Annotated in this window: 19 protein-coding genes; 14 read left to right on the forward strand and 5 right to left on the reverse strand. The window is 59.9% G+C overall.

Annotated elements, in window-relative coordinates; genetic code table 11:
• Nucleotides 1-191 precede the first annotated feature (191 nt).
• Genes HZA03_10110 through HZA03_10120 form a run of 3 tightly spaced genes read left to right on the forward strand, consistent with a single transcriptional unit; the run spans nt 192 to nt 3,021 of the window.
• Nucleotides 192-695, forward strand: coding sequence for a pyridoxamine 5'-phosphate oxidase family protein (locus HZA03_10110; protein MBI5638309.1), 504 nt, complete (start codon nt 192-194; stop codon nt 693-695).
• A gap of 32 nt (nt 696-727) precedes the next feature.
• Nucleotides 728-1,018, forward strand: coding sequence for a hypothetical protein (locus HZA03_10115; protein MBI5638310.1), 291 nt, complete (start codon nt 728-730; stop codon nt 1,016-1,018).
• A gap of 41 nt (nt 1,019-1,059) precedes the next feature.
• On the forward strand, nt 1,060-3,021 hold the full coding sequence (locus tag HZA03_10120; GenBank protein MBI5638311.1) for a PBP1A family penicillin-binding protein: 1,962 nt from the start codon (nt 1,060-1,062) through the stop codon (nt 3,019-3,021).
• Nucleotides 3,022-3,128: 107 nt separating this feature from the next.
• Here HZA03_10120 and rpmA read toward each other — a convergent pair whose 3' ends face one another.
• Nucleotides 3,129-3,392, reverse strand: a complete 264-nt coding sequence (rpmA, locus tag HZA03_10125) for a 50S ribosomal protein L27 (GenBank protein MBI5638312.1) — start codon at nt 3,390-3,392, stop codon at nt 3,129-3,131.
• A 15-nt stretch (nt 3,393-3,407) separates the two neighbouring features.
• A complete protein-coding gene (rplU, locus tag HZA03_10130) occupies nt 3,408-3,719 on the reverse strand; it encodes a 50S ribosomal protein L21 (protein ID MBI5638313.1) in 312 nt (103 codons plus the stop codon).
• A gap of 229 nt (nt 3,720-3,948) precedes the next feature.
• On the opposite strand from rplU, the gene HZA03_10135 reads away from it, so the two are divergent.
• The 9 genes from HZA03_10135 to HZA03_10175 all read left to right on the forward strand — a co-directional run bounded on the left by HZA03_10135 (nt 3,949) and on the right by HZA03_10175 (nt 12,324).
• Nucleotides 3,949-5,145 (forward strand): PilT/PilU family type 4a pilus ATPase, encoded by a 1,197-nt coding sequence (locus HZA03_10135; protein ID MBI5638314.1) that lies wholly within the window; start codon nt 3,949-3,951, stop codon nt 5,143-5,145.
• Between the two features lie 12 nt (nt 5,146-5,157).
• On the forward strand, nt 5,158-5,784 hold the full coding sequence (locus HZA03_10140) for a zinc-ribbon domain-containing protein (protein MBI5638315.1): 627 nt from the start codon (nt 5,158-5,160) through the stop codon (nt 5,782-5,784).
• A 7-nt stretch (nt 5,785-5,791) separates the two neighbouring features.
• A complete protein-coding gene (locus HZA03_10145) occupies nt 5,792-6,223 on the forward strand; it encodes a cyclic nucleotide-binding domain-containing protein (GenBank protein ID MBI5638316.1) in 432 nt (143 codons plus the stop codon).
• Nucleotides 6,223-7,425 (forward strand): type II secretion system F family protein, encoded by a 1,203-nt coding sequence (locus HZA03_10150; GenBank protein ID MBI5638317.1) that lies wholly within the window; start codon nt 6,223-6,225, stop codon nt 7,423-7,425. The genes HZA03_10145 and HZA03_10150 overlap by 1 nt, the downstream gene beginning before the upstream one ends.
• 42 nt (nt 7,426-7,467) lie before the next feature.
• Nucleotides 7,468-9,153, forward strand: a complete 1,686-nt coding sequence (locus HZA03_10155) for a PAS domain S-box protein (protein MBI5638318.1) — start codon at nt 7,468-7,470, stop codon at nt 9,151-9,153.
• Nucleotides 9,154-9,418: 265 nt separating this feature from the next.
• A complete protein-coding gene (locus HZA03_10160) occupies nt 9,419-9,598 on the forward strand; it encodes a ribbon-helix-helix domain-containing protein (GenBank protein MBI5638319.1) in 180 nt (59 codons plus the stop codon).
• 271 nt (nt 9,599-9,869) lie between these two features.
• Nucleotides 9,870-11,006: a 2'-deoxycytidine 5'-triphosphate deaminase gene (locus tag HZA03_10165; GenBank protein MBI5638320.1), complete on the forward strand. Its 1,137-nt coding sequence runs from the start codon at nt 9,870-9,872 to the stop codon at nt 11,004-11,006.
• Nucleotides 11,007-11,010: 4 nt separating this feature from the next.
• Nucleotides 11,011-11,523 (forward strand): hypothetical protein, encoded by a 513-nt coding sequence (locus HZA03_10170; protein MBI5638321.1) that lies wholly within the window; start codon nt 11,011-11,013, stop codon nt 11,521-11,523.
• Nucleotides 11,524-11,583: 60 nt separating this feature from the next.
• Nucleotides 11,584-12,324, forward strand: coding sequence for a gamma-glutamyl-gamma-aminobutyrate hydrolase family protein (locus HZA03_10175; protein ID MBI5638322.1), 741 nt, complete (start codon nt 11,584-11,586; stop codon nt 12,322-12,324).
• Nucleotides 12,325-12,366: 42 nt separating this feature from the next.
• On the opposite strand, the gene HZA03_10180 is transcribed toward HZA03_10175, so the two are convergent.
• The 3 genes from HZA03_10180 to HZA03_10190 all read right to left on the reverse strand — a co-directional run bounded on the left by HZA03_10180 (nt 12,367) and on the right by HZA03_10190 (nt 17,742).
• Nucleotides 12,367-12,909, reverse strand: a complete 543-nt coding sequence (locus tag HZA03_10180; protein MBI5638323.1) for an OmpH family outer membrane protein — start codon at nt 12,907-12,909, stop codon at nt 12,367-12,369.
• A 50-nt stretch (nt 12,910-12,959) separates the two neighbouring features.
• Entirely contained in the window at nt 12,960-15,242 is a 2,283-nt protein-coding gene (gene bamA, locus HZA03_10185) for an outer membrane protein assembly factor BamA (GenBank protein MBI5638324.1), read from the reverse strand.
• Nucleotides 15,243-15,306: 64 nt separating this feature from the next.
• Nucleotides 15,307-17,742: an ATP-dependent Clp protease ATP-binding subunit gene (locus tag HZA03_10190; protein MBI5638325.1), complete on the reverse strand. Its 2,436-nt coding sequence runs from the start codon at nt 17,740-17,742 to the stop codon at nt 15,307-15,309.
• A 172-nt stretch (nt 17,743-17,914) separates the two neighbouring features.
• Between HZA03_10190 and HZA03_10195 the strand changes: the two genes are divergently transcribed.
• Entirely contained in the window at nt 17,915-18,628 is a 714-nt protein-coding gene (locus HZA03_10195; protein ID MBI5638326.1) for a hypothetical protein, read from the forward strand.
• A gap of 18 nt (nt 18,629-18,646) precedes the next feature.
• Complete coding sequence (locus HZA03_10200; GenBank protein MBI5638327.1) at nt 18,647-18,841, forward strand: Trm112 family protein; 195 nt, start codon at nt 18,647-18,649, stop codon at nt 18,839-18,841.
• The last annotated feature ends 197 nt before the right edge of the window (nt 18,842-19,038 follow it).

The raw sequence follows: 19,038 nt of genomic DNA on the forward strand, positions 1-19,038 counted from the left end.
CCGCTATGCGCTTCTTGAAATCGCATGAGTAACACCTCCTGCCCGAACATCGTCTTTCTCATAAAACGCCTCCATGGACGTTTTATATAACCGGACAGGTAATGTGCTCCTACACCGGACGGTTAATGTGCTCGCAACATTACCGGCAGGCGCCGGTTGCCAACTTCCCCCCCGCGTCATACAATCGGCGTATGGCAAAGGTTTTCGATTCCCTCAACCAATCGCACCTCGATTTCATCGCGTCGCAAAAGATTTTTTTTATCGGCTCCGCCGCTTCGGGGAAGGACACCAACGTTTCCCCCAAGGGGATGTTCGATCTTAAAAGCGTGGGGCCGAACCGGCTGGCCTATATCCATACACCCGGCAGCGGCAACCGGACGGCGGAAGACATCGCGGCGGGAAACACCGTGACGCTGATGTTTTGCAGCTTTGATGAAAAGCCGCTCATCCTGCGGCTCTACTGCCGGGGGGAGGCGCTGGCGCCCGGCGATCCCCGCTTCGAGGAACTGCTTCCCCTGTGGAACGGCTTCGCGCGCGAACAGGTGCGGGACATTTTTGTGTTCAGCGTCCACCGTGTGCAGGAATCATGCGGATGGGGGGTACCGCTTTTTACATACAACGGGGAGCGCCCCGAAGGAAACCGCCTGCGGCATGGCGGAACTTGGCGGGACCGGATACGTGATTTCCTTCGTTAGTGAATTCCGGCCGACATTGCTATAATGCCCCGATGCAAGCCAAACGAATGTTGGTAATAACCGCCGCCGCGGCGCTGCTGGCGGCGTGCAGCGTGGAGCGTCTTGATCTGGCGGCGCCGAACGCCTTGTCGCGGGAGAAGACGGCGAAACTGGTCAACGGCAAGTCGACCAAGGCGGAGGTCGAGGGGCTGTTTGGCAAACCGCTTGACGTGCTGGTGATTGACGGCGCCGAACGCCACTTCTACAAGGACTTCAATCTCCGCGCCCTTCACATCGAATTCGACAAGAATGGCGTGGTGTCCAGCCATAAATACAGCGACTAGGCCGCCAGCCGCCGCGGAGCGGGGCGGCCGCGGAAGGGGAGATGCTGTTTCGTAAAAAGACCGTGGCCGCGGCCCTGCTGGCCGGCGCGTTGGCGGGCGCGCTGGTGGGATCCCTCTTCGCGCGGTTTACCGACATGCCTTCCGTCCGGGCCTTGGAAGATTACACGCCGCCGGTGAGCACCAGGATTTACTCCGATGACGGCCGGATCATTGGCGAGTTTTTCCAGGAAAAACGGGAACTGCTCGCCTTTTCCCAGATTCCCCAGGACGCCGTTAACGCGGTGCTGGCCGCCGAAGATGCGCATTTTTACGAGCACCGGGGGTTCCGCGTCTATTCGCTCCTGCGCGCGTTGGCCGCCGATATCCGCGCGCGCCGCCTCGTGCAGGGGGGAAGCACCATCACCCAGCAGTTGGCCAAAACGCTGTTCCTCAGTTCCGAAAAGACCTTCAGCCGTAAGCTGAAGGAATTGATGATCGCCCTGCAACTGGAGATCAATTACACCAAGAGCGAACTGCTGACGTTTTACTTCAATCAGATATATTTCGGTTCCGGCGCCTACGGCCTGGAGGCGGCGGCGCAGGTCTACTTCGGCAAGCACGCCGGCGAACTCACGCTGGCCGAGTCCGCCGTGATCGGCGCGCTGCCGCGCGGCCCCAGCATCTACTCTCCGTACAACGATATGGCCAAAGCCCGCGCCCGCCGCGAGTGGGTGCTCGGGCGGATGGCGGAGGAGGGGTTCATCACCGAAGCGCAACGCGCCGCCGCGGCGGTGGAGCCGATCACGCTGGCCACCCGCAAAAAGCCGGAAGTGGCGCCGTATTTCGTGGAGACCATCCGGCTGGCGCTGGAGGAAAAGTACGGCGGCGAAACGATCTACCGCCAGGGGCTGGCCGTGCATACGACCCTGAACATCGAGATGCAGCTGGCCGCCACGCAGGCGCTGGCCGAAGGGCTGAAGGAGGCGGAGGAGCGGATCAACCGCCGCGGCGGCAATCCGGAAGGGCTGCCGTTGCAGGGGGCGTTGATCGCCATCGATCCGGCCACCGGCGCGGTGAAAGCGATGGTGGGGGGGCGCGATTTCGCCGAGAGCCAGTTCAACCGCGCGTTGCACGCCCAGCGCCAGCCCGGCTCCGCCTTCAAGCCGGTCGTCTACGCCGCCGCCATCCGCGATGGCCTCACCCCCGCCACGTTCCTTATCGAGTCCCCGGTGGAGATGGACGACCCCGCGTTCGGCGGGAACTGGAAACCGAAGAATTACGAAAACCGCTTTTACGGCAAAGTGACGATGCGCCGCGCGCTCACCCACTCCATGAATGTCGCCTCCGTGAAACTCTTCATGCAGATCGGCCCGGAGAAGGTGATCCGCTTCGCCCGCGACGCCGGGATACGGAGCGAGGTCAAGCCGTACCCTTCGTCGGCGCTGGGGGGATCGGAAGTGACGCTGGCCGAACTGACCTCGGCGTATGCGCTTTTCGCCAACAAGGGGCAGCGGGCCGAGTTGGAAATGATCCGGAACGTGGATAAAAAGGGGGGCGGCGGCGACAGCTACTTCCCGATCCTGACCGAGGTGATGGGCGCGCCGCAGGCGTTTTTGATGACCAGCATGCTCAAAAGCGTGGTGGACGAAGGTACCGGCCGCGCCGCGCAGTTGGCGGGGCGGCCCGCCGCCGGCAAGACCGGCACCACCGACGATTTCACCGACGCATGGTTTGTCGGCTATACCCCCCACTTGGCCGCCGGCGTCTGGGTTGGGTACGACATCAAAAAATCATTGGGCGAAGGGGAGAGCGGCGGACGGGTGGCGGCCCCCATCTGGAACCGCTTTATGAAAAGCGCGCTGACGGGAAAGGAATCGCGGGAGTTCAAGGTTCCGGACGGCATCGAGGAAGTGGTGGTTGACGATGCCACCGGCCTGCTGGCGAATCCCCGATGCGGCAAGAGCCACGCCGAATATTTCGAGGTTGGCACCGCCCCGGATCAAAGCTGCCTTGACGCGAGATAGCGGCGCAACCCGGATTATTTATTCATGCTGAAGACATGACCGAGGATGTCCGCACCAATAAAAAAAGGGAAGGCCTAAAAGACCTTCCCTAATAAGAGAATTCGGGATTAAGCGGTTGCAGGCGGGAGCACGTGAACGTACTTCCGGTCGCGCCCCTTGTGCTTGAAAGTAACGATGCCCGTGGCGAGCGCGAACAGGGTGTGGTCAACGCCCATGCCGACGTTCTGGCCCGGATATATCTTGGTGCCGCGTTGGCGGAGGATGATGTTCCCCGGCTGAACGGTGCTGCCGCCCGCCGTTTTCAAGCCTAAGCGGCGGCCAATACTGTCGCGGCCGTTTGAAGTGCTGCCTTGTCCCTTTTTATGTGCCATTTCGTCTCCTTGCGCTCAAGCGTCTTTGATGGCGGTGATGCGCACCGAGGTCAGCTTCTGCCGGTGACCGGTGCGGGTCTTGCTGTCCTTGCGGCGGCGGAACTTCTTGATGTAAAGCTTTTCGCCCTTCTTCTGCGCCACGATGGTGGCCACCACCTTCTTCTTCAGGGTCGGGGCGCCGATTTCCATCGTGTCCCCTTCGCCCGCGGCCAGCACGGTGTCGAACGTCACCTTGTCGCCGGCCGCGCCGGCCAACAGGTCAACATCTATCAGGTCGTTTTCTTTCACGCGGTATTGCTTCCCGCCGGTCTTTATAACGGCAAACATCGATTCCTCCGTTTGGTAACTCTATTGTGGAAAGGGGTATTTTGCCCATTTATGCCCCCGCTGTCAACATTTTTCATCAGCGTGGGGAAAATTCCTCCCGGCCTCCCGTTTTTGCAAGGGAGGGGCTGAATCGTCCCCGCTAAATGAGGTATTGCCTCAAACCCCCGCAACGCATTAGAATAACAATCGTTATTCACGGCGGCTCAGCACTAAAGAGGTAAAGGGCATGATTAGACAGGCTGATCTCGATTACATCCTTTCCACCATGCTTGAGGCTTTTTCCAACACTTCCGACCTCAACATGACGGTGGGCAAACCGTTGCAGGTGGAAAACTCCGGCGAACTGACCGAAGTGGCGATCATCCCCAAGATACCGAAGCTCACGCCGTATCAGACCGAGATGATGGCCCTCGCGCTGATCAACAGCGACCGGCGGCTCACCGAGTTCCTCATACGCGAGGGGTCGTGCGACTCGTCGTACCAGATACCGGGCAAGGCCCGTTTCCGCGTGAACATATTCCAGCAGCGCGGCACCTATTCCATGGTGTTGCGCAAACTGGCCACCCGCATCGCCACCATCGAGGAACTGAAGCTTCCCGTCATTTGCAACGAGATACCCAAAGAGAAGAACGGCATCGTTTTCGTCACCGGCGCGACCGGGAGCGGTAAATCGACCACATTGGCCGCCATGCTGGACGGAGTGAACCAGTCCCGCGCCGTACATGTGGTGACGCTGGAAGACCCGGTGGAATTTGTCCATCCGCACAAAAAAGCGACATTCAACCAGCGTGAGCTTGGCTCTGATTTTGATGCGTTCGCCACCGGCCTGCGCGCCGCGTTGCGGCAGGCCCCGAAGGTCATCCTGGTGGGTGAAATGCGCGACCGCGAGACCGTCGAGATCGGCATGTCCGCGGCCGAAACCGGCCATCTGGTGATGAGCACCCTGCACACCGTCGACGCCGGGCAGACCATCAGCCGCATCATCGGCATGTTCGACAAGGACGAGGAAAAGCTGATACGCATCCGTCTGGCCGAGACGGTGCGGTGGATCATCGGGCAGCGGCTGGTGCCGAAGATCGGCGGCGGGCGCGTGGCCATCCTCGAAATCATGGGGAATTCGCTACGCACCAAGGACACCATCCTCAACGGCGAGAGCGAGGGGAAGACGTTTTACGAGATCATCGCCGCCTCCGAGGCGTTCGGCTGGCGCACCTTCGACCTGAGCCTCATCCAGGCTTTCAAGGCCGGCGAGATAACCGAAGAAACGGCGGTTGCCTACGCCAGCCGCAAGGCCATCGTTATGCGCGGGGTGGATATGGTGAAGTCTTCGCGCGGCGAAAAGACCACCGACATCGACTCGCTCGCCATCGACGAAGGTTACGGCAAAGATGATGACCCAAGCGCCCGGCCGCGGAAAAAGAAGTAAGGAAGACCAGCCATGCAAGTTACCTGTAACTCATGCAATAAAGTGTTGAGCATCCCGGACGAAAAAATCCCCAAGGGGCAGGTTTTCAGCTTCAACTGCCCCGCGTGCAAAAACAAAATAACCGTCAACGCCGATGGCGCCGCGCCGGTGGTGCCCATGGATGATACCGCCCGCACCGCGCCCCTGGGGGAAAGCTTCAGCGGCTCTTCCGACGCGCCGGGGGCGATGGTTTGCCACACCGAGCCGGCCGCGTTCAAGGCCCTGCTGGAAAAACTGGGCTACCGGGTGCATACCCCCGCGCACCACATCGAAGCGGTGAACAACCTCCGCTTTAACGATTACCGGATGGTGCTTGTCACCGACAGTTTTGTTAACAAGCCGGCCGAGCAGGCCAATATCCTGGAGCATCTGCAGAATATGAACATGGCGCAGCGGCGCCGTATTTTCCTCGTCTATGTGGCCGACAAGGCGCGGAGCTTCGACCCGATGGAGGCGTTCGCCAAAAGCGTGAACATGATCGTGGCCAAAGAGGATGCCGCGAAGGAGAACTTCGGCGATGCGCTTGTCCGCGGCGTCCGCGACGCCGACCGCTTTTACAAAATTTATTTTGAAGTTATGGAAAGTTTGGGGAAAGCATGAGGATGGCATGGCCAACAAGATAAAAACGCCGATTATTGAACGGTTTTCCGATGGACAGGTGATCATTACCGAAGGGGTCGTCAGCACCAAGGCGTACATTATCCAAAAGGGAAAGGTGCGCATCAGCAAAAAAATCGACAGTAAATCCGTGACCGTGGTTACCCTGGCGGAGGGGGATATTTTCGGCGAAATGGGCCTCTTTCAGGAAACCGTCCGCTATGCGACCGCTATCGCCATGGGCGAGGTGGAAGTGGGCGTCATCGATAAAAAGCGTTTCGACGAACTCATGCACCACGCCCCCGATGAACTGAAGGTGATCATGAATGCGGTGATCGACCGTCTGCGGATCACCACCGACAAGCTGACGATACTCGGCCTGCAGTGGGAAAAGACGCGCAAGGCCATGGAAGCCATCTCCACCAAAGAAAAGCAGTTGTAATGCCCGAATTCATTTATAAGTTCAATACCAAGATCGGCGAACAGTCCGGCGAGGTGGTGGCCGATAATCTGGCGCAGGCCGAGGCGATGATCAAAAAACTCAAGATCACGCCGACCAGCGTCAAGGAGAAGCCGAAAGACCTGCTGGGCGGCATGGGGGAGGCCCAGCCGACGAATAAAGACATCGTCATATTCGTCCGCCAGTTCGCCACCATGATCAACGCCGGCCTGCCGCTGGTGCAATGTCTCGACATCCTCGGTTCCGGAGCGACCAACAAGGTGTTTGGCCGCGCCATCGTGGACATCAAGGCGCGCGTGGAACAGGGCGACACCTTCGCCGACGCGCTGCGCCGGCACCCGAAGATATTCGACTCCCTTTTCTGCAACATGGTGGAAGCGGGCGAAGTGGGCGGTATTCTGGACGTAATCCTGCTGCGCCTCGCGGCGTATATCGAAAAGGCGGCGGCCCTGAAGGGCAAAGTGAAAGGGGCGATGGTCTACCCGGTTTCCATCATGGTGGTCGCGGTTGCCGTCGTCGCATTCCTTCTGGTTTTCATCATCCCCAGTTTCGCCACAATGTTTTCGGAAATGGGGGGCCGCAAACTGCCGGCCATCACCGTTTCCATCATTTTCCTTTCCGACACGCTCATCAATCAATGGTACATTTTTATCGCCGGACCGGCGGCGACGATTTTTGGCCTGGCGAAGTGGTACAAGACCGACAAAGGACGCGCGGTCATGGACCGCGTGATCCTGAAATTGCCGGTCGCCGGCATCCTGGTAAAAAAAGTTGCCGTCGCGAAGTTTACCCGCACCATGGGAACCCTGATTTCCTCCGGCGTTCCCATCATCGAGGGGCTTAACATCACCGCCAAAACCGCCGGCAATAAAGTGATTGAAACCGCGATTTTCGAGATCATCGATGACATCAAGGCGGGCAAAGGGCTGGCCGAACCGTTGCGCGCGCAGGGGATTTTTCCCCCGATGGTGGTGCAGATGATCGACGTCGGCGAGCAGTCCGGCGCGCTCGAAACCATGCTCGGCAAAATAGCCGATTTCTACGATCAGGAAGTGGACGACTCGGTGAATGCGCTCACCGCCATGCTTGAACCGATGCTGATGGTCTTCCTGGCCGTCGTCGTCGGCTATGTGGTCATCGCCATGTACATGCCGATCTTCCAGATGGGCGCGGGCGCCCACTAGCCGGTGGGCGCGCCCGCCCGCCGCAAGGGGGGCAGATTCTCGATGGACGCTGAAACATCCTTTCCCGATGCGCGGGAACAGGCGGTCATTGTAAAGGCGCTCATTGTTTTTCGCCTCGCCGCCATTTCTTTTTTCTTCGGCACCGTTGTCATCTTTCAGATTCAATTTCCCGATTTCATTTTTCCCATCCCGCTTTCGGCGCTGATCGGGCTTACCTATCTTCTCAACATCGTCTATCTTTTCACGCTGGGGCGCATTCGCAGTTTCGTTCCCTTTCTCTACTTCCAACTGGCGGCGGATCTTATCATCGAGACCGGCATCATCTACCACACCGGCGGGGTGGCCAGCCCTTTCACCTTCCTCTACATGCTCACTGTCATCTCGTCGGTCATCATCATGCAGCCGGGGGGAAGCTACGTCCTCGCTTCCGGCGCCAGCATCCTCTACGGCTTGCTGGTGACCCTGGAGTTTTACGGCGTGTTGCATCCTTTGCCGCTCTACGGCGCCGAAAAACGCATTTTCCCGACACAGGAGTACGTTTTCTTTGCCGTACTGATACACATCGCCGCCTTCTACCTCGTGGCGTTTCTAAGCGACTTTCTTTCCCGCCGCCTCAGCCGCACACTGCTGGCCCTCGGCACCAAAAGCCGGGATCTTACCTACCTGCAGGCATTCCACCAGAACGTGGTGGCGAACATGGGGAGCGGCTTCATCGCGCTCGATTTGGATGGCCGCATCATCTCGGCCAACCCCGCGGCCGAGATGATACTGGGGATGCGCGCCGCCGACTTCTTGAAAAAAACGCTGCGCGAGGTTTTTCCCGCGCTGGAGTACCATGACGCGCTTCCCGAAACCGAACAGCCCAAAAAAACCGAGTGGCTTCACGAAGCCGGGGGCGAAAAAAAAATTCTCGCCGCCACCTCGTCGTTTTTCCGCAATTCAACGGGCGAGATACTGGGGGTCATCATCATCTTTCACGACATAACCCACTTCAAAAAAATGGAAGACGCGATGGCGAAATCGGAACGGCTTGCCGCCGTCGGCCGGATGGCGGCGGGGTTGGCCCACGAAATCCGCAACCCGCTCGGCTCCATCAGCGGCTCCATACAGATGATGAAGTCCGCGATGGAACACGAGTTGAAACCGCCCCATGACCGGCTGATGGCGATCACCCTGCGCGAGACGGACCGGCTCAACGGGATCATTGGCCGCTTTCTTTCCTACGCCCAGCCGAATACCCGCAAGCTGCCGGATGTGCACCTGGCATCGCTTATCGCCGACGCGGTGATGCTGTTCAAGAACGACCACCGCTACAGCGGGGCCGTGCGCGTCACCACCGCGCTTGACGGCCGGATACGGCTGACGTGCGATCCGGAATCGCTCAAGCAGGTGCTCTGGAACCTCCTGCTCAACGCCGCGCAGGCGATGCCGGACGGCGGCGACATCGTCATCGGCGCCGCGTTGCCGGCTGGCCCCGGCGGAGAAGCGGGCGAGTGCGTCATCACGGTCACCGACAACGGGACGGGGATGGACGAAACGGAAGCGGCCCGCATCTTTGAGCCGTTTTACACCACCAAGGAGGGAGGCACCGGGCTGGGCCTTTCGATGGTGCAGAAGATCATCGAGGATCACAATGGCAGCGTTTTCGTGCAAAGCAAAAAAGGGGAGGGGAGCGCCTTTTCAATCCGGCTTCCCGCCTCTTCCACCCCCCCAACTCCGCAACCTTAATTCCTTCGTTCTTTTCCTTCTTTTCCGCCAAAGACGCCACCCGCGCCAATTGTTTAAACAAACGCCAAACCGGAGCGCCGCGTCCGGCCCTTTCGTCAATCGTCAACATTATCACCAACAGCTAATATTTATAATGCCAATATCGGCGGAAAAAATAAATTAATATTTGAAAATATTTTGCTTGCATAAATATTTAAAAATGATTTATAATTCATTTAAAGTAAATGAAGGTATTTAAAACTATGTGGAGAAAAGGCGGAGCGGAATGATGACATCCTCCAAGAAGAAAGTGCCGGTCACCACTCATCTCTACGAGGATCAGGTGCAGATGCTTAACAAGATAGCGAAGGAACTGCAGGTTACCAAGGCGGTGCTTTTCCGGGCCGCTGTCGAGCAGTTGCTGAAAAAGTACGAGGACAAACAGCTTGATATCGGCATTAAATGAGGACCGCGTGGGTTCCGCAATTAATGCTGTTAGTCAATAAACCACAAAGAAAGGAGGATTGTGTATAATGGCAGCCAAGAAAAAAGCGGCTAAGAAAAAGACGGCCAAGAAGAAAGCCAAAAAAAAGTAACTTATAAAAAAGTCCGCTCCGCGGCGAAAGCCGCTGACACAGGCGGACAGCTTTCTGACGACCATCTAATATCTGAGTCGGGCCGGGAATATGATGCAGATGACCGGCCAATTTTTTTTAGACCGGAACCGGATGGGCTCCATGAAAAAAAAGAACGGGCGGGAATTTGATATTGCATCCGGCGGCGTGCTGCCGGTGCAGATGTTGCGCGGCCTCTGCGCGCAAAAAGGGATCACCGCCGATACGCCGCTGCGCAAGGAGCAGTTCCAGCCCTCCAGCATCGATCTGAGGCTGGGAACCAAGGCCTACCGCATCCGCAGTTCGTTCCTTCCCCAACGCGGCACGGTGGAGGCCACCCTCAAGGAACTCGTCATGTACGAGCTCGACCTGCGCGGCGGCGCCATTCTGGAGCGCGAGAACGTCTACCTCATTCCGCTCCTGGAGCGGCTGGCCCTTCCGCGCGGCATCCGCGGCCGCACCAATCCGAAATCCTCCACGGGGCGGCTGGATATTTTCACCCGCGTGATATCGGATCACACGCCCCGGTTTGAAGACATCCGCGAGGGATACGAAGGGGGGCTGTACCTTGAAGTGGTGCCGCGCTCCTTCACCATCAAGGTGCGCACCGGCCTTTCGCTCAACCAGTTGCGGCTGTTCAGCGGGCCGGCGGGGGCATCGGTGGTCGACGATCACCAGCTCCGGAGCATCCACAACCACAAGCCGCTGGTTTACACCGCCGCCGGCAAAATACCCGATCCGGAGATACGCGGCGGCCTCACGCTCGGCGTCGAGACGCACACCGACGCGCCGCACCGCGTCATCGGCTACAAGGCGAAGAAGAACAGCGCGGTGATCGACACGTCCCGCGTGGGGAAATACCGCATCCACGATTTTTGGGAAACGATAGAGTCGCCGCGCGAAAAATTCCTGATTCTCGAGCCGGAGGAGTTTTACATTTTCGCCTCGAAGGAGCGGGTGCGCGTGCCGATGGACTGCGCCGCCGAGATGGTGGAGTTCGACGCCGGCAGCGGCGAGTTGCGGACGCACTACGCCGGTTTTTTCGATTCCGGTTTCGGCGACGGCGGCGTGCGCGGCACCAAGGCGGTGCTGGAGGTGCGGCCGCACGACGTGCCGTTCCGCATCGAGGACGGCCAGCTGTTCTTCAAGCTCCGCTATGAGAAGATGGCGGCCATGCCGTCATTCGGCTACGGCAGCGGCATCGGATCCAGCTACCACAACCAGGGCCTTAAGCTCAGCAAACATTTTGTGGTGGATTGAGCCGATGGCGAGCGAACCGTCCGATTTCCCTTCAGCGCCGCCCCCGGCGGCGGACGCGAAACTCCGCGTGTTGAAAAAAAACGTCCGCGGCGGGGTGTGTTACGAGGTGGGCCTGCCCCCGTACGTTCCGGGCATGTTTTACGCGGCGTCGGCGCTTTGCGTGGGCGCGGGACTCTTCGGCTGGAAAATTTTGCCGCATGAACAGGCGGTTGCGCTGGGCTTTCTCTTCGGCCTTAACGCGTTCATAACCGCGATGGCGGGAGCGTCCATCCATAAGTTGAAGCGTCCCATCGAGGTCGGCACCGGCGGCTTCACCATCGCCGGCAAAACGGCGCCGCTGGCCCGCATCGACGGGGTCGCCGTCACGCGCGGGCCGCTGTGCCGCTTGCGGGTGGAGGCCGGAACCGATTCCGCCGAAATGATGATGGGCCGCAAGCAGGCGGAATGGCTGAAGGCCGACATCGAATACGAACTTCGCGCGCGCCGCGGCCAAACCCCCAAGAAGGGCGCGGAATAATTTTTCAATCCGCGCCGGACGCCGATTGATAATCGGCTGGCGCGGCGGTATAACTGAAGCATGGCAAGACCGCTCATCGGCATCACGCTCGACATTCAGGAAGCCGTCAACAGCCGCGGCGCGCGGGAAAAGCGGTACTGGCTCAAACAGGCGATGGCGGCGGCGGTGGCGGATGCCGGCGGCGAGCCGTTTCTGCTGCCGTTCACAGGCAGCCGCCCGCGGGCGCGGCATATCATAGGCGCGTTGGACGGTCTTCTTATCTCCGGCGGCGATTTCGACATCGACCCCAAATACTACGGCGAGAAGCGGCGCGCGCAATGCGGCCCCGCCGTGCCGGAGCGGACGAAGAGCGAATTTTTGCTGCTGGCCGGGGCGCTGGCGGCGAAGAAGCCGGTGCTGGGCATCTGCGGCGGTTGCCAGCTCATTAACGTGTATTTCGGCGGCAGCCTCTATCAGGACATTCCGGCCCAGAAAAAAAACGCGCTGGCACACAGCCAGCCGCGGCCCCACGGCCATCCTTCGCACCGCGTGACGGCGGCGGCGAAGACCCGGCTGGCGGCCATCATCGGCGCGGCCTCCGTCACCGTGAACAGCACACACCACCAAGCGGTGAAAATACCGGGGCGCGGCCTGCTGCCAAGCGCCGTGGCGCCGGACGGCGTCATCGAGGGGATAGAGGCGGCGGACGGCCGTTTCATCGTGGGGGTGCAGTGGCACCCGGAATTTTTAACCCGCCTGAAACCGCACGCCGCCCTCTTCAGGGCATTAACGCGGGCCGCCGCGCCGCGCCGGCGCCAATAAAAAATGCCGGCCCCGACGGGCCGGCGCAAACGCCGCGGGCGGTCAGTTCAGCGGGTTTTTCTTGTTGTACAGTTCAATGATCCTGGGGGTGATGTCGTTTTTCGGGTCGAACCAGATCACCGAACCGGGCATTCCCTGGGTGCGGGCGCTTGATTCGAAAATCATGCCAAGCCCTTCCTGCTTCGCGTACCCGTCCACCACCTCCAGCAGTTTTTTCAGGATTGCTTCGGTGGATTCTTTCTGCTGGCGGGCGAATTCCCCGCTCTTCTCTTCGCGGTACTTGTCGAAATCTTCGCGCAGTTTGCGAAACTTCAGTTCTTTCTCGCTGCGGGCCGACTCGCTCAACATATACCCCTGCTTGTTCAGGTCTTCCTCCAGCTTGCGCAGATCGTCCTGCTTCGCCTTGAGCACGGCGTTTTCCGTTTCCAGTTTCGCTTTGAGGCGGCCGAGGGCTTTTTTCCCCTCCTCGGTGTCATTCAGCGCGCGCTGCATGTCGATAATGCCGTACTTGAACTCCGCGGCAACGGCCGCCGCCGGCAGCGCCAGGGCCGCCGCAACCAGTAACCCGACAATCCACCGTATCATCGCTTTCTCCTTCCGCCGCGGGGGGCGGCATTGTTTTTCCCGAGGCCGTGTCAGAACGTGCGCCCCATGGTGAAGTGGAATTCCATGGGGGATTCGTCCGGCTTCGTGTCCAGCTTGAATCCCCACGCCAGCCATATCGGCATCGCGGGGGTGATAATCCGGAGCCCCCAGCCGACGCTATGGCGCATATTTTCCAAATCATACCGCCGGTCGGTGGTTTTGCTCAAGTCCCCTTCTTCGCCGTATATCTGGCCGCGGTCGTAGAATACCACCCCTTCAAACGTCTTTGTGAAGGCGTAAGCGGTTTCGAGGTTAAACACCAGCGACGCATCGCCGCCGATAGACTGGCCGTTGGTGTCCCGCGGGCCGACGTCCGCAAAGGTGAACCCGCGCAGGTCGTACGGCCCCCCCATGAAATAATGCTCGAACAACGGCAACGTTTTGCCGCCGTAGGAGCCGGCGTACTTTATGGCGCCGTGCGCCATTACGACGAAGTCATGGGGCAGTTTCCAGTACTGCGCCCCGTCGAGCGACAGTTTGTAATAGTTCACGTCGCCGCCCAACGGACCGCCGGCCACGCGCGCGTCCCCCGACACCTTGAAGCCGGCCGTGGGGTGCCATGAGAGGTCGCGTTCGTCATGCGTAACCGTGAAACTCAGCGAACTGGTGTCCCGGATTCCTTCCTGTGACCGCAGAAACGGGGTCGGCGTAAGACCCTGATTGATCGTTACCTTGATGGCCTCAAAGCGGTAGCCGAGCGACATCTGGGTGTATTCCCCGAACCCTTTCCCCAAGGTAAGTCCGGCGCCGGTGGAGTTGCTGGTATAGCTGATGTAGTCGAACTGCCGGGCGAAGAGTGAAAAGCCGAGCGAGACGTCGCGGTCCTGCCAGCGGGGTTCGGTGAAATCGATGTAGTAGTCCTGCCGCAGCTTGGACGATTCGACGCCGAGCGAAAGCCGCCTGCCGGTGCCCAGCAGGTTGTTTTCGGTCACCGAGGCGTTGAGCATCAGATTTTCAAGCGAGCTGTACCCCATGCCCGCCTTCATGCTGCCGGTTTCCCTCTCCGTCAGGTTCAGGTTCAGGTCCATCGTGTCCGGCTCCCGGCCGGATTTTTGCTCGACGTCGGCGCCGCTGAAAAAGCCGGTGTTGGCGATGCGCTGGCGCGACCGGTTCAGTTTCTTCCCGCTGAAGCGTTCCCCCTCTTTCAGGCGCAGTTCCCGGCGTATCACGTTGTCATTCGACTTATAGTTGCCGACGGCGCCGATCCGCCCGATGTAAACGACCCTGCCCGGATCGATCTTGACGGTTATGTCCACCGTTTTGGTCTCCGGGTGCTCGACAATATCGGGCAGCGGCGTGGCGTAGGCGTAGCCGTCGTCCATGTAAAGTTCCTGCACGCTGAAAAGGTTTTGGCGGAAGAGCGACTGGTTGAACGGCTCCCCTTTTTTCAGGCTCATCCGCGCCATGATTTCATCGGCGGTATGGATGTCGTCCCCCAGCGCGGCGATGTCTCCCAGGAAATACTGGTCCCCTTCATGCACCGTGAGGGTGATGACGATCACGCCGTCTTCGCGGTCAACCTCCACCTTCGGCTCGTCCAGGCGCGCCTTGATGAAGCCGAAGTCGCGGTAGCGCGATTCGATCCGCAGCACGTCAACCTTGAGTATTTCGCGCTGGTAGTTGCCGGCGTCCGAGAATGTTTGCCAGAACCCGGCGGCGCGGCTTTCGATAATCTCCGCCAGTTGATAGTCGCTGAGAAACCTGTTGCCGCGGAAGACCATCCTGCCGATCTTCACCTTTTGCCGCTCGATAACGTCATACGCCACGTCCACCTGGTTGTTGCCGGCGTCGGTGACGGAGGTCTTCACCTCGGTGAAGTAAAACCCCTTTTTAATGTACTTGTTCTTGATTTTGAGGATGTCTTTTTTCAGCAGGTGTTTTTGGAAGAAGGAGCCTTTCTTCATGGCGATGAGCACCTGCATGTCCTTGTCCGGCACTTCCTTGGCGCCTTTGATCGTCACCGATTTGACGAACGGCTTCTCTTTCACCTCGTATATCAGCGCGAGGCCGTCGTCCCGTTCCCTGGTGGCGAGCCGGATGTCGTCGAAGTAACCGAGGTTGTAAATGCGCCGGATGTCTTCGCGCGTGGTCTGGACGGAATACGGCTCGCCCGTCTTCGAGCGGATGTAGAAGCGGATGGTGTTTTCATTGGCCCGTTTCGCCCCGGCGACGATGATTTCCTTCACCGGCTTTTCCAGGTCGACCGCGGCGGCGGCGCGGGGAAGCGACAGCGCAAGGACGGCGGCGAGGAAACAGGCCGAAAAATTTTTCATTTCAGGCGGCGGACGGGGAAAACAGGCACGGCGATGTTCCGCTCATGAAAAATCCGCCTGCCGCCTATACTGTTTCGACCGCGGCTTTTTCCACGAGATGCAGGGCATCACCCCGGAGTTCCACCATGATCGTGCTTCCCGGCTTGAAATCCCCCGAAAGGATTTTCTCCGAGAGCGGATTTTCGAGGTATTTCTGGATGCCGCGGCGCAACGGACGGGCGCCGTACGAAGGGTCGAACCCTTTTTCAATGAGCCAGTCTTTCGCCTCGCGGCTGACTTCGATATCCAAGTGTTCCTCCACCAGGCGCTGGCGCACTTTCGCCAGTTGCAGGTCCATGATCCGGGCCATCGAATCGCGCTCCAGCTTGCGGAACACGACGATCTCGTCGACGCGGTTCAGGAATTCCGGGCTGAACACCTTTTTCAGCTCCATGCGGATGCCTTCCGACATTTTTTTGTGCGTTGTTTCGCCCTCGATGGTCTGGAACCCCATGGTGAAGTCCTTTTCGATCAGGCGCGCCGAGAGGTTTGAGGTCATGATGAGGATCACGTTCTTGAAGCTCACCCGGCGGCCGAAGCTGTCGGTGAGCGAGCCGTCGTCCATGATCTGCAGGAGCATCTGGTAGATGTCCGGGTGCGCTTTTTCAATTTCGTCCAGCAGCACCACCGAGTAGGGGCGGCGGCGCACCTGTTCGGTGAGCTGGCCCCCTTCCTCGTAGCCGACATATCCCGGCGGGGCGCCGGTCAGTTTGGAGGACGCGAATTTTTCGCCGTACTCCGACATGTCGAGCCGGATGGCCGCCTTGCGGTCGCCGAAGAGGTACTCCGCCAGCACATGCGCCAGCTCGGTCTTGCCCACGCCGGTCGGCCCCAGGAAGAGGAACGACCCCATCGGGCGGCTGTGATCCTTGAGCCCCGCGCGGCTGCGCCGCACCGCTTCGCATACCACGTTCACCGCGTCGTCCTGGCCGTAAATCTTTTTCTTGAGGTCGCCGGCCATCTCCATCAGGCGCTGGCTCTCTTCCTTGGCCAGCCGGTTCACCGGGATGCCGGTGATGGAGGAGACCACATGGGCCACGTCGGCCTCGGTGACGGTCGGTTTGCCGATATGGCCGGCCGATCCTTCCCATTTTTCTTTCAGGAATTCCAGGTCGAGCCGGAGCTTTTCCTCTTTGTCGCGCAGTTCCACCGCCTGCTCGAATTCCTGGTGGTCGATCCGGTCGCGTTTTTCGCGCGCCAGCTCGTCGATTTTTTTCTGCATCTCGCGCACTTCGGGGGGGAACGTGACCTGCCGCAGGCGTACCCGGCTGCCGGCTTCGTCCAGCACGTCGATCGCCTTGTCCGGCAGGAAGCGGTCCGATATGTACCGGTCGGAGAGCATCACGGCGGCCTTGATGGCCCCTTCGGTGATGATCGCCTTGTGGTGCCCCTCGTATTCGTTCTTCAGCCCCTTGATGATCATGATGGTCTCGTCCGTGCTCGGGGCGTTGACCATGATCGGCTGGAAGCGGCGCTCCAGCGCGCCGTTCTTCTCTATGTACTTCCGGTATTCGTCGATGGTGGTGGCCCCCACGCACTGTATCTCGCCGCGCGAGAGCGCCGGCTTGAGCATGTTGGAGGCGTCCACCGAGCCTTCGGCGGCGCCGGCCCCCACGAGGGTGTGTATCTCGTCGATGAAGAGGATGACGTTCTTGGCCTGGGTGATTTCTTTCATGATCGCCTTGATCCGCTGCTCGATCTGCCCGCGGTACTTGGTGCCGGCGATGATGGCCCCCAGGTCGAGCGAGACCACCCGCTTGTCGTACAGCAGCTGCGGCACTTCCTTGCTGATGATGCGCTGGGCCAGCCCTTCCACTATGGCGGTTTTGCCCACGCCCGGTTCGCCGAGGAGTATCGGGTTGTTCTTGGTCCGCCGGGCCAGTATCTGGATCAGGCGGTCGATCTCGTTGTCGCGGCCGATCACCGGGTCGAGCTTGCTCCCTTGGGCCAGCTCGGTCAGGTCGCGGCCGAACTCGTCCAGCGCGGGGGTTTTGCTCGTCGTCTTTTCCGGCGCGGGGGCCACCGGCTCCCGCAGCAGGTTGATGGTCTGTTCGCGGACCTCGGCGTAGTGGAGGTTCACCGACATCAGGATGCGCGCGGCCACGCCGTCTTTTTCGCGCATGAGGCCCAGCAGCATGTGCTCGGTGCCGATGTAGCTGTGCCCCATGGAGCGGGCCTCTTCCACGCTGTATTCCAGCACTTTCTTGGCGCGGGCCGTAAACGGGATGTCGCCGATGATAAGGGTGCCGGAGGAGGGGGGCATATGCCGCTCGATCTCCAGCTTCATCTGCTTAAGGTCGACGTTAAGCCGCTGAAGCACGGCGATGGCCACGCCGCCGCCGTCCTTGAGGATGCCCGTCAGGAGATGCTCGGTGCCGAGGTACTCGTGCTGGTTCTTCTCGGCTTCCTCGCGGGCGAGGATAATCACCTTGCGGGCGCGTTCCGTAAACTTTTTAAACATCAGTGCAACTCCAGTCCCGTTCGTGCCATGTATTTCATCTATTATCCTGCCATAGATACCGGTCAATTCCAAACAGACTTTTGCGCCGGGCCGTCCGTTTGATCCCGCGCCGCCGCCGGAAATCCGCGTAACGCTTTGAGAAGGGCGCGGGGAATGATAGAATTTGCTGAGCATGGAACGGATGAAAACTTTTGAAAGCGGGGCGGTTAGGCCGCGCCGCGCGCTGGCGGCGGCCCTGTGCGCCCTCGTTTTTTCCGCGTGCGGCGGCTCCATGCACGGCACCCTGACTTCCAATAATAAAAACGTGAGCATCCAGTTGAAGTTCGCCGCGAAAAAGGCGCTGGAAAATATGGAGACCGCCGCATGGGACGGCATCCCCGGCGGCGGCAATTGCGGGAACGCCAAATCCTCTTTCGCCCCGGAGGTGAACGGCCTGGTCGAGAAAATAAATCCCTACCTCGCGGCGCGGGCCGTCACAGCCAACGCTCCGCTAACCGCCTCGTTGCTCAACAACCCGCCGCGTGGCGAGGAGCAAATCGGCGTTTACCTCTGCGCGGGATTGCCGCGGCCGGCCTACACCGTCCACCGCGCGGTTTTTCTTTCCGCCGGTTTTATCGACGCGCTGAACGGCGCCGCCCCCGGCTGGGGCGGGGAACCGGCTTTCCGGTCGGCGCTGGCGTTCGTGCTTTATCACGAAATAGGGCATGCGGCGCTGGGGCATTCCGCCGCCGCGCTTGAAAACGGCGGGGGGTTCGGCCCCCCGGAAGAGATCGAAGCCGACCAGTTCGCCTATGATGCGATGGCGGCCGCCGGCATCGGTTATGCCGGCGTGGAGTTGGCGAAATACCAGGCGGGGGCCGGCCAGTTGGCGGCGGCCCGGCCATAACAAATAAGGGGAAATCCGATGGCGCTGGATAAAGAACTGCTTGACCTGCTTGCCTGCCCGAAGTGCAAGGGCGATTTGACGCTGACCGGGGCGGGAGACGGGCTGATCTGCCCCTCCTGCCGCCTGTTGTACGAAATCAAGGATGAAATACCGGTCATGCTGATCGACGAAGCGTTGCCGCTGGACGAAAACCTCAAGCCGAAAAAGCCCTAGCTGGAAGGGTGATGAAAAACCATCTATGCGTGTCGTTATGAAGGGCGGCGGAATATGTTTTCTTCCGCTCCGGAAATCCTCGAAAGAGGGCGCCAGCCGCGTACAAACCGCCGTGGAAGCGCCCTTTAAGGGTGGGCGCAGCCTTGGTTGTCATTCTGAGCGCAGCGAAGAATCTCTTTCCGGAAAGAGATCCTTCG

The sequence above is a fragment of the Nitrospinota bacterium genome, from assembly GCA_016217735.1.
Taxonomy (GTDB): domain Bacteria; phylum Nitrospinota_A; class UBA7883; order JACRGQ01; family JACRGQ01; genus JACRGQ01.

Bases quoted from the DNA above. Each gene is read 5' to 3' on its own strand.
- HZA03_10155 (MBI5638318.1), top strand. From the start codon at position 7,468: ATGGACGCTGAAACATCCTTTCCCGATGCGCGGGAACAGGCGGTCATT.
- HZA03_10200 (MBI5638327.1), top strand. From the start codon at position 18,647: ATGGCGCTGGATAAAGAACTGCTTGACCTGCTTGCCTGCCCGAAGTGC.
- rpmA (MBI5638312.1), bottom strand. From the start codon at position 3,392: ATGGCACATAAAAAGGGACAAGGCAGCACTTCAAACGGCCGCGACAGT.
- bamA (MBI5638324.1), bottom strand. From the start codon at position 15,242: ATGAAAAATTTTTCGGCCTGTTTCCTCGCCGCCGTCCTTGCGCTGTCG.
- HZA03_10120 (MBI5638311.1), top strand. From the start codon at position 1,060: ATGCTGTTTCGTAAAAAGACCGTGGCCGCGGCCCTGCTGGCCGGCGCG.
- HZA03_10165 (MBI5638320.1), top strand. From the start codon at position 9,870: ATGAAAAAAAAGAACGGGCGGGAATTTGATATTGCATCCGGCGGCGTG.
- HZA03_10145 (MBI5638316.1), top strand. From the start codon at position 5,792: ATGGCCAACAAGATAAAAACGCCGATTATTGAACGGTTTTCCGATGGA.
- HZA03_10110 (MBI5638309.1), top strand. From the start codon at position 192: ATGGCAAAGGTTTTCGATTCCCTCAACCAATCGCACCTCGATTTCATC.
- HZA03_10115 (MBI5638310.1), top strand. From the start codon at position 728: ATGCAAGCCAAACGAATGTTGGTAATAACCGCCGCCGCGGCGCTGCTG.
- HZA03_10190 (MBI5638325.1), bottom strand. From the start codon at position 17,742: ATGTTTAAAAAGTTTACGGAACGCGCCCGCAAGGTGATTATCCTCGCC.
- HZA03_10150 (MBI5638317.1), top strand. From the start codon at position 6,223: ATGCCCGAATTCATTTATAAGTTCAATACCAAGATCGGCGAACAGTCC.
- HZA03_10180 (MBI5638323.1), bottom strand. From the start codon at position 12,909: ATGATACGGTGGATTGTCGGGTTACTGGTTGCGGCGGCCCTGGCGCTG.
- HZA03_10140 (MBI5638315.1), top strand. From the start codon at position 5,158: ATGCAAGTTACCTGTAACTCATGCAATAAAGTGTTGAGCATCCCGGAC.
- HZA03_10170 (MBI5638321.1), top strand. From the start codon at position 11,011: ATGGCGAGCGAACCGTCCGATTTCCCTTCAGCGCCGCCCCCGGCGGCG.
- HZA03_10175 (MBI5638322.1), top strand. From the start codon at position 11,584: ATGGCAAGACCGCTCATCGGCATCACGCTCGACATTCAGGAAGCCGTC.
- rplU (MBI5638313.1), bottom strand. From the start codon at position 3,719: ATGTTTGCCGTTATAAAGACCGGCGGGAAGCAATACCGCGTGAAAGAA.
- HZA03_10160 (MBI5638319.1), top strand. From the start codon at position 9,419: ATGATGACATCCTCCAAGAAGAAAGTGCCGGTCACCACTCATCTCTAC.
- HZA03_10195 (MBI5638326.1), top strand. From the start codon at position 17,915: ATGGAACGGATGAAAACTTTTGAAAGCGGGGCGGTTAGGCCGCGCCGC.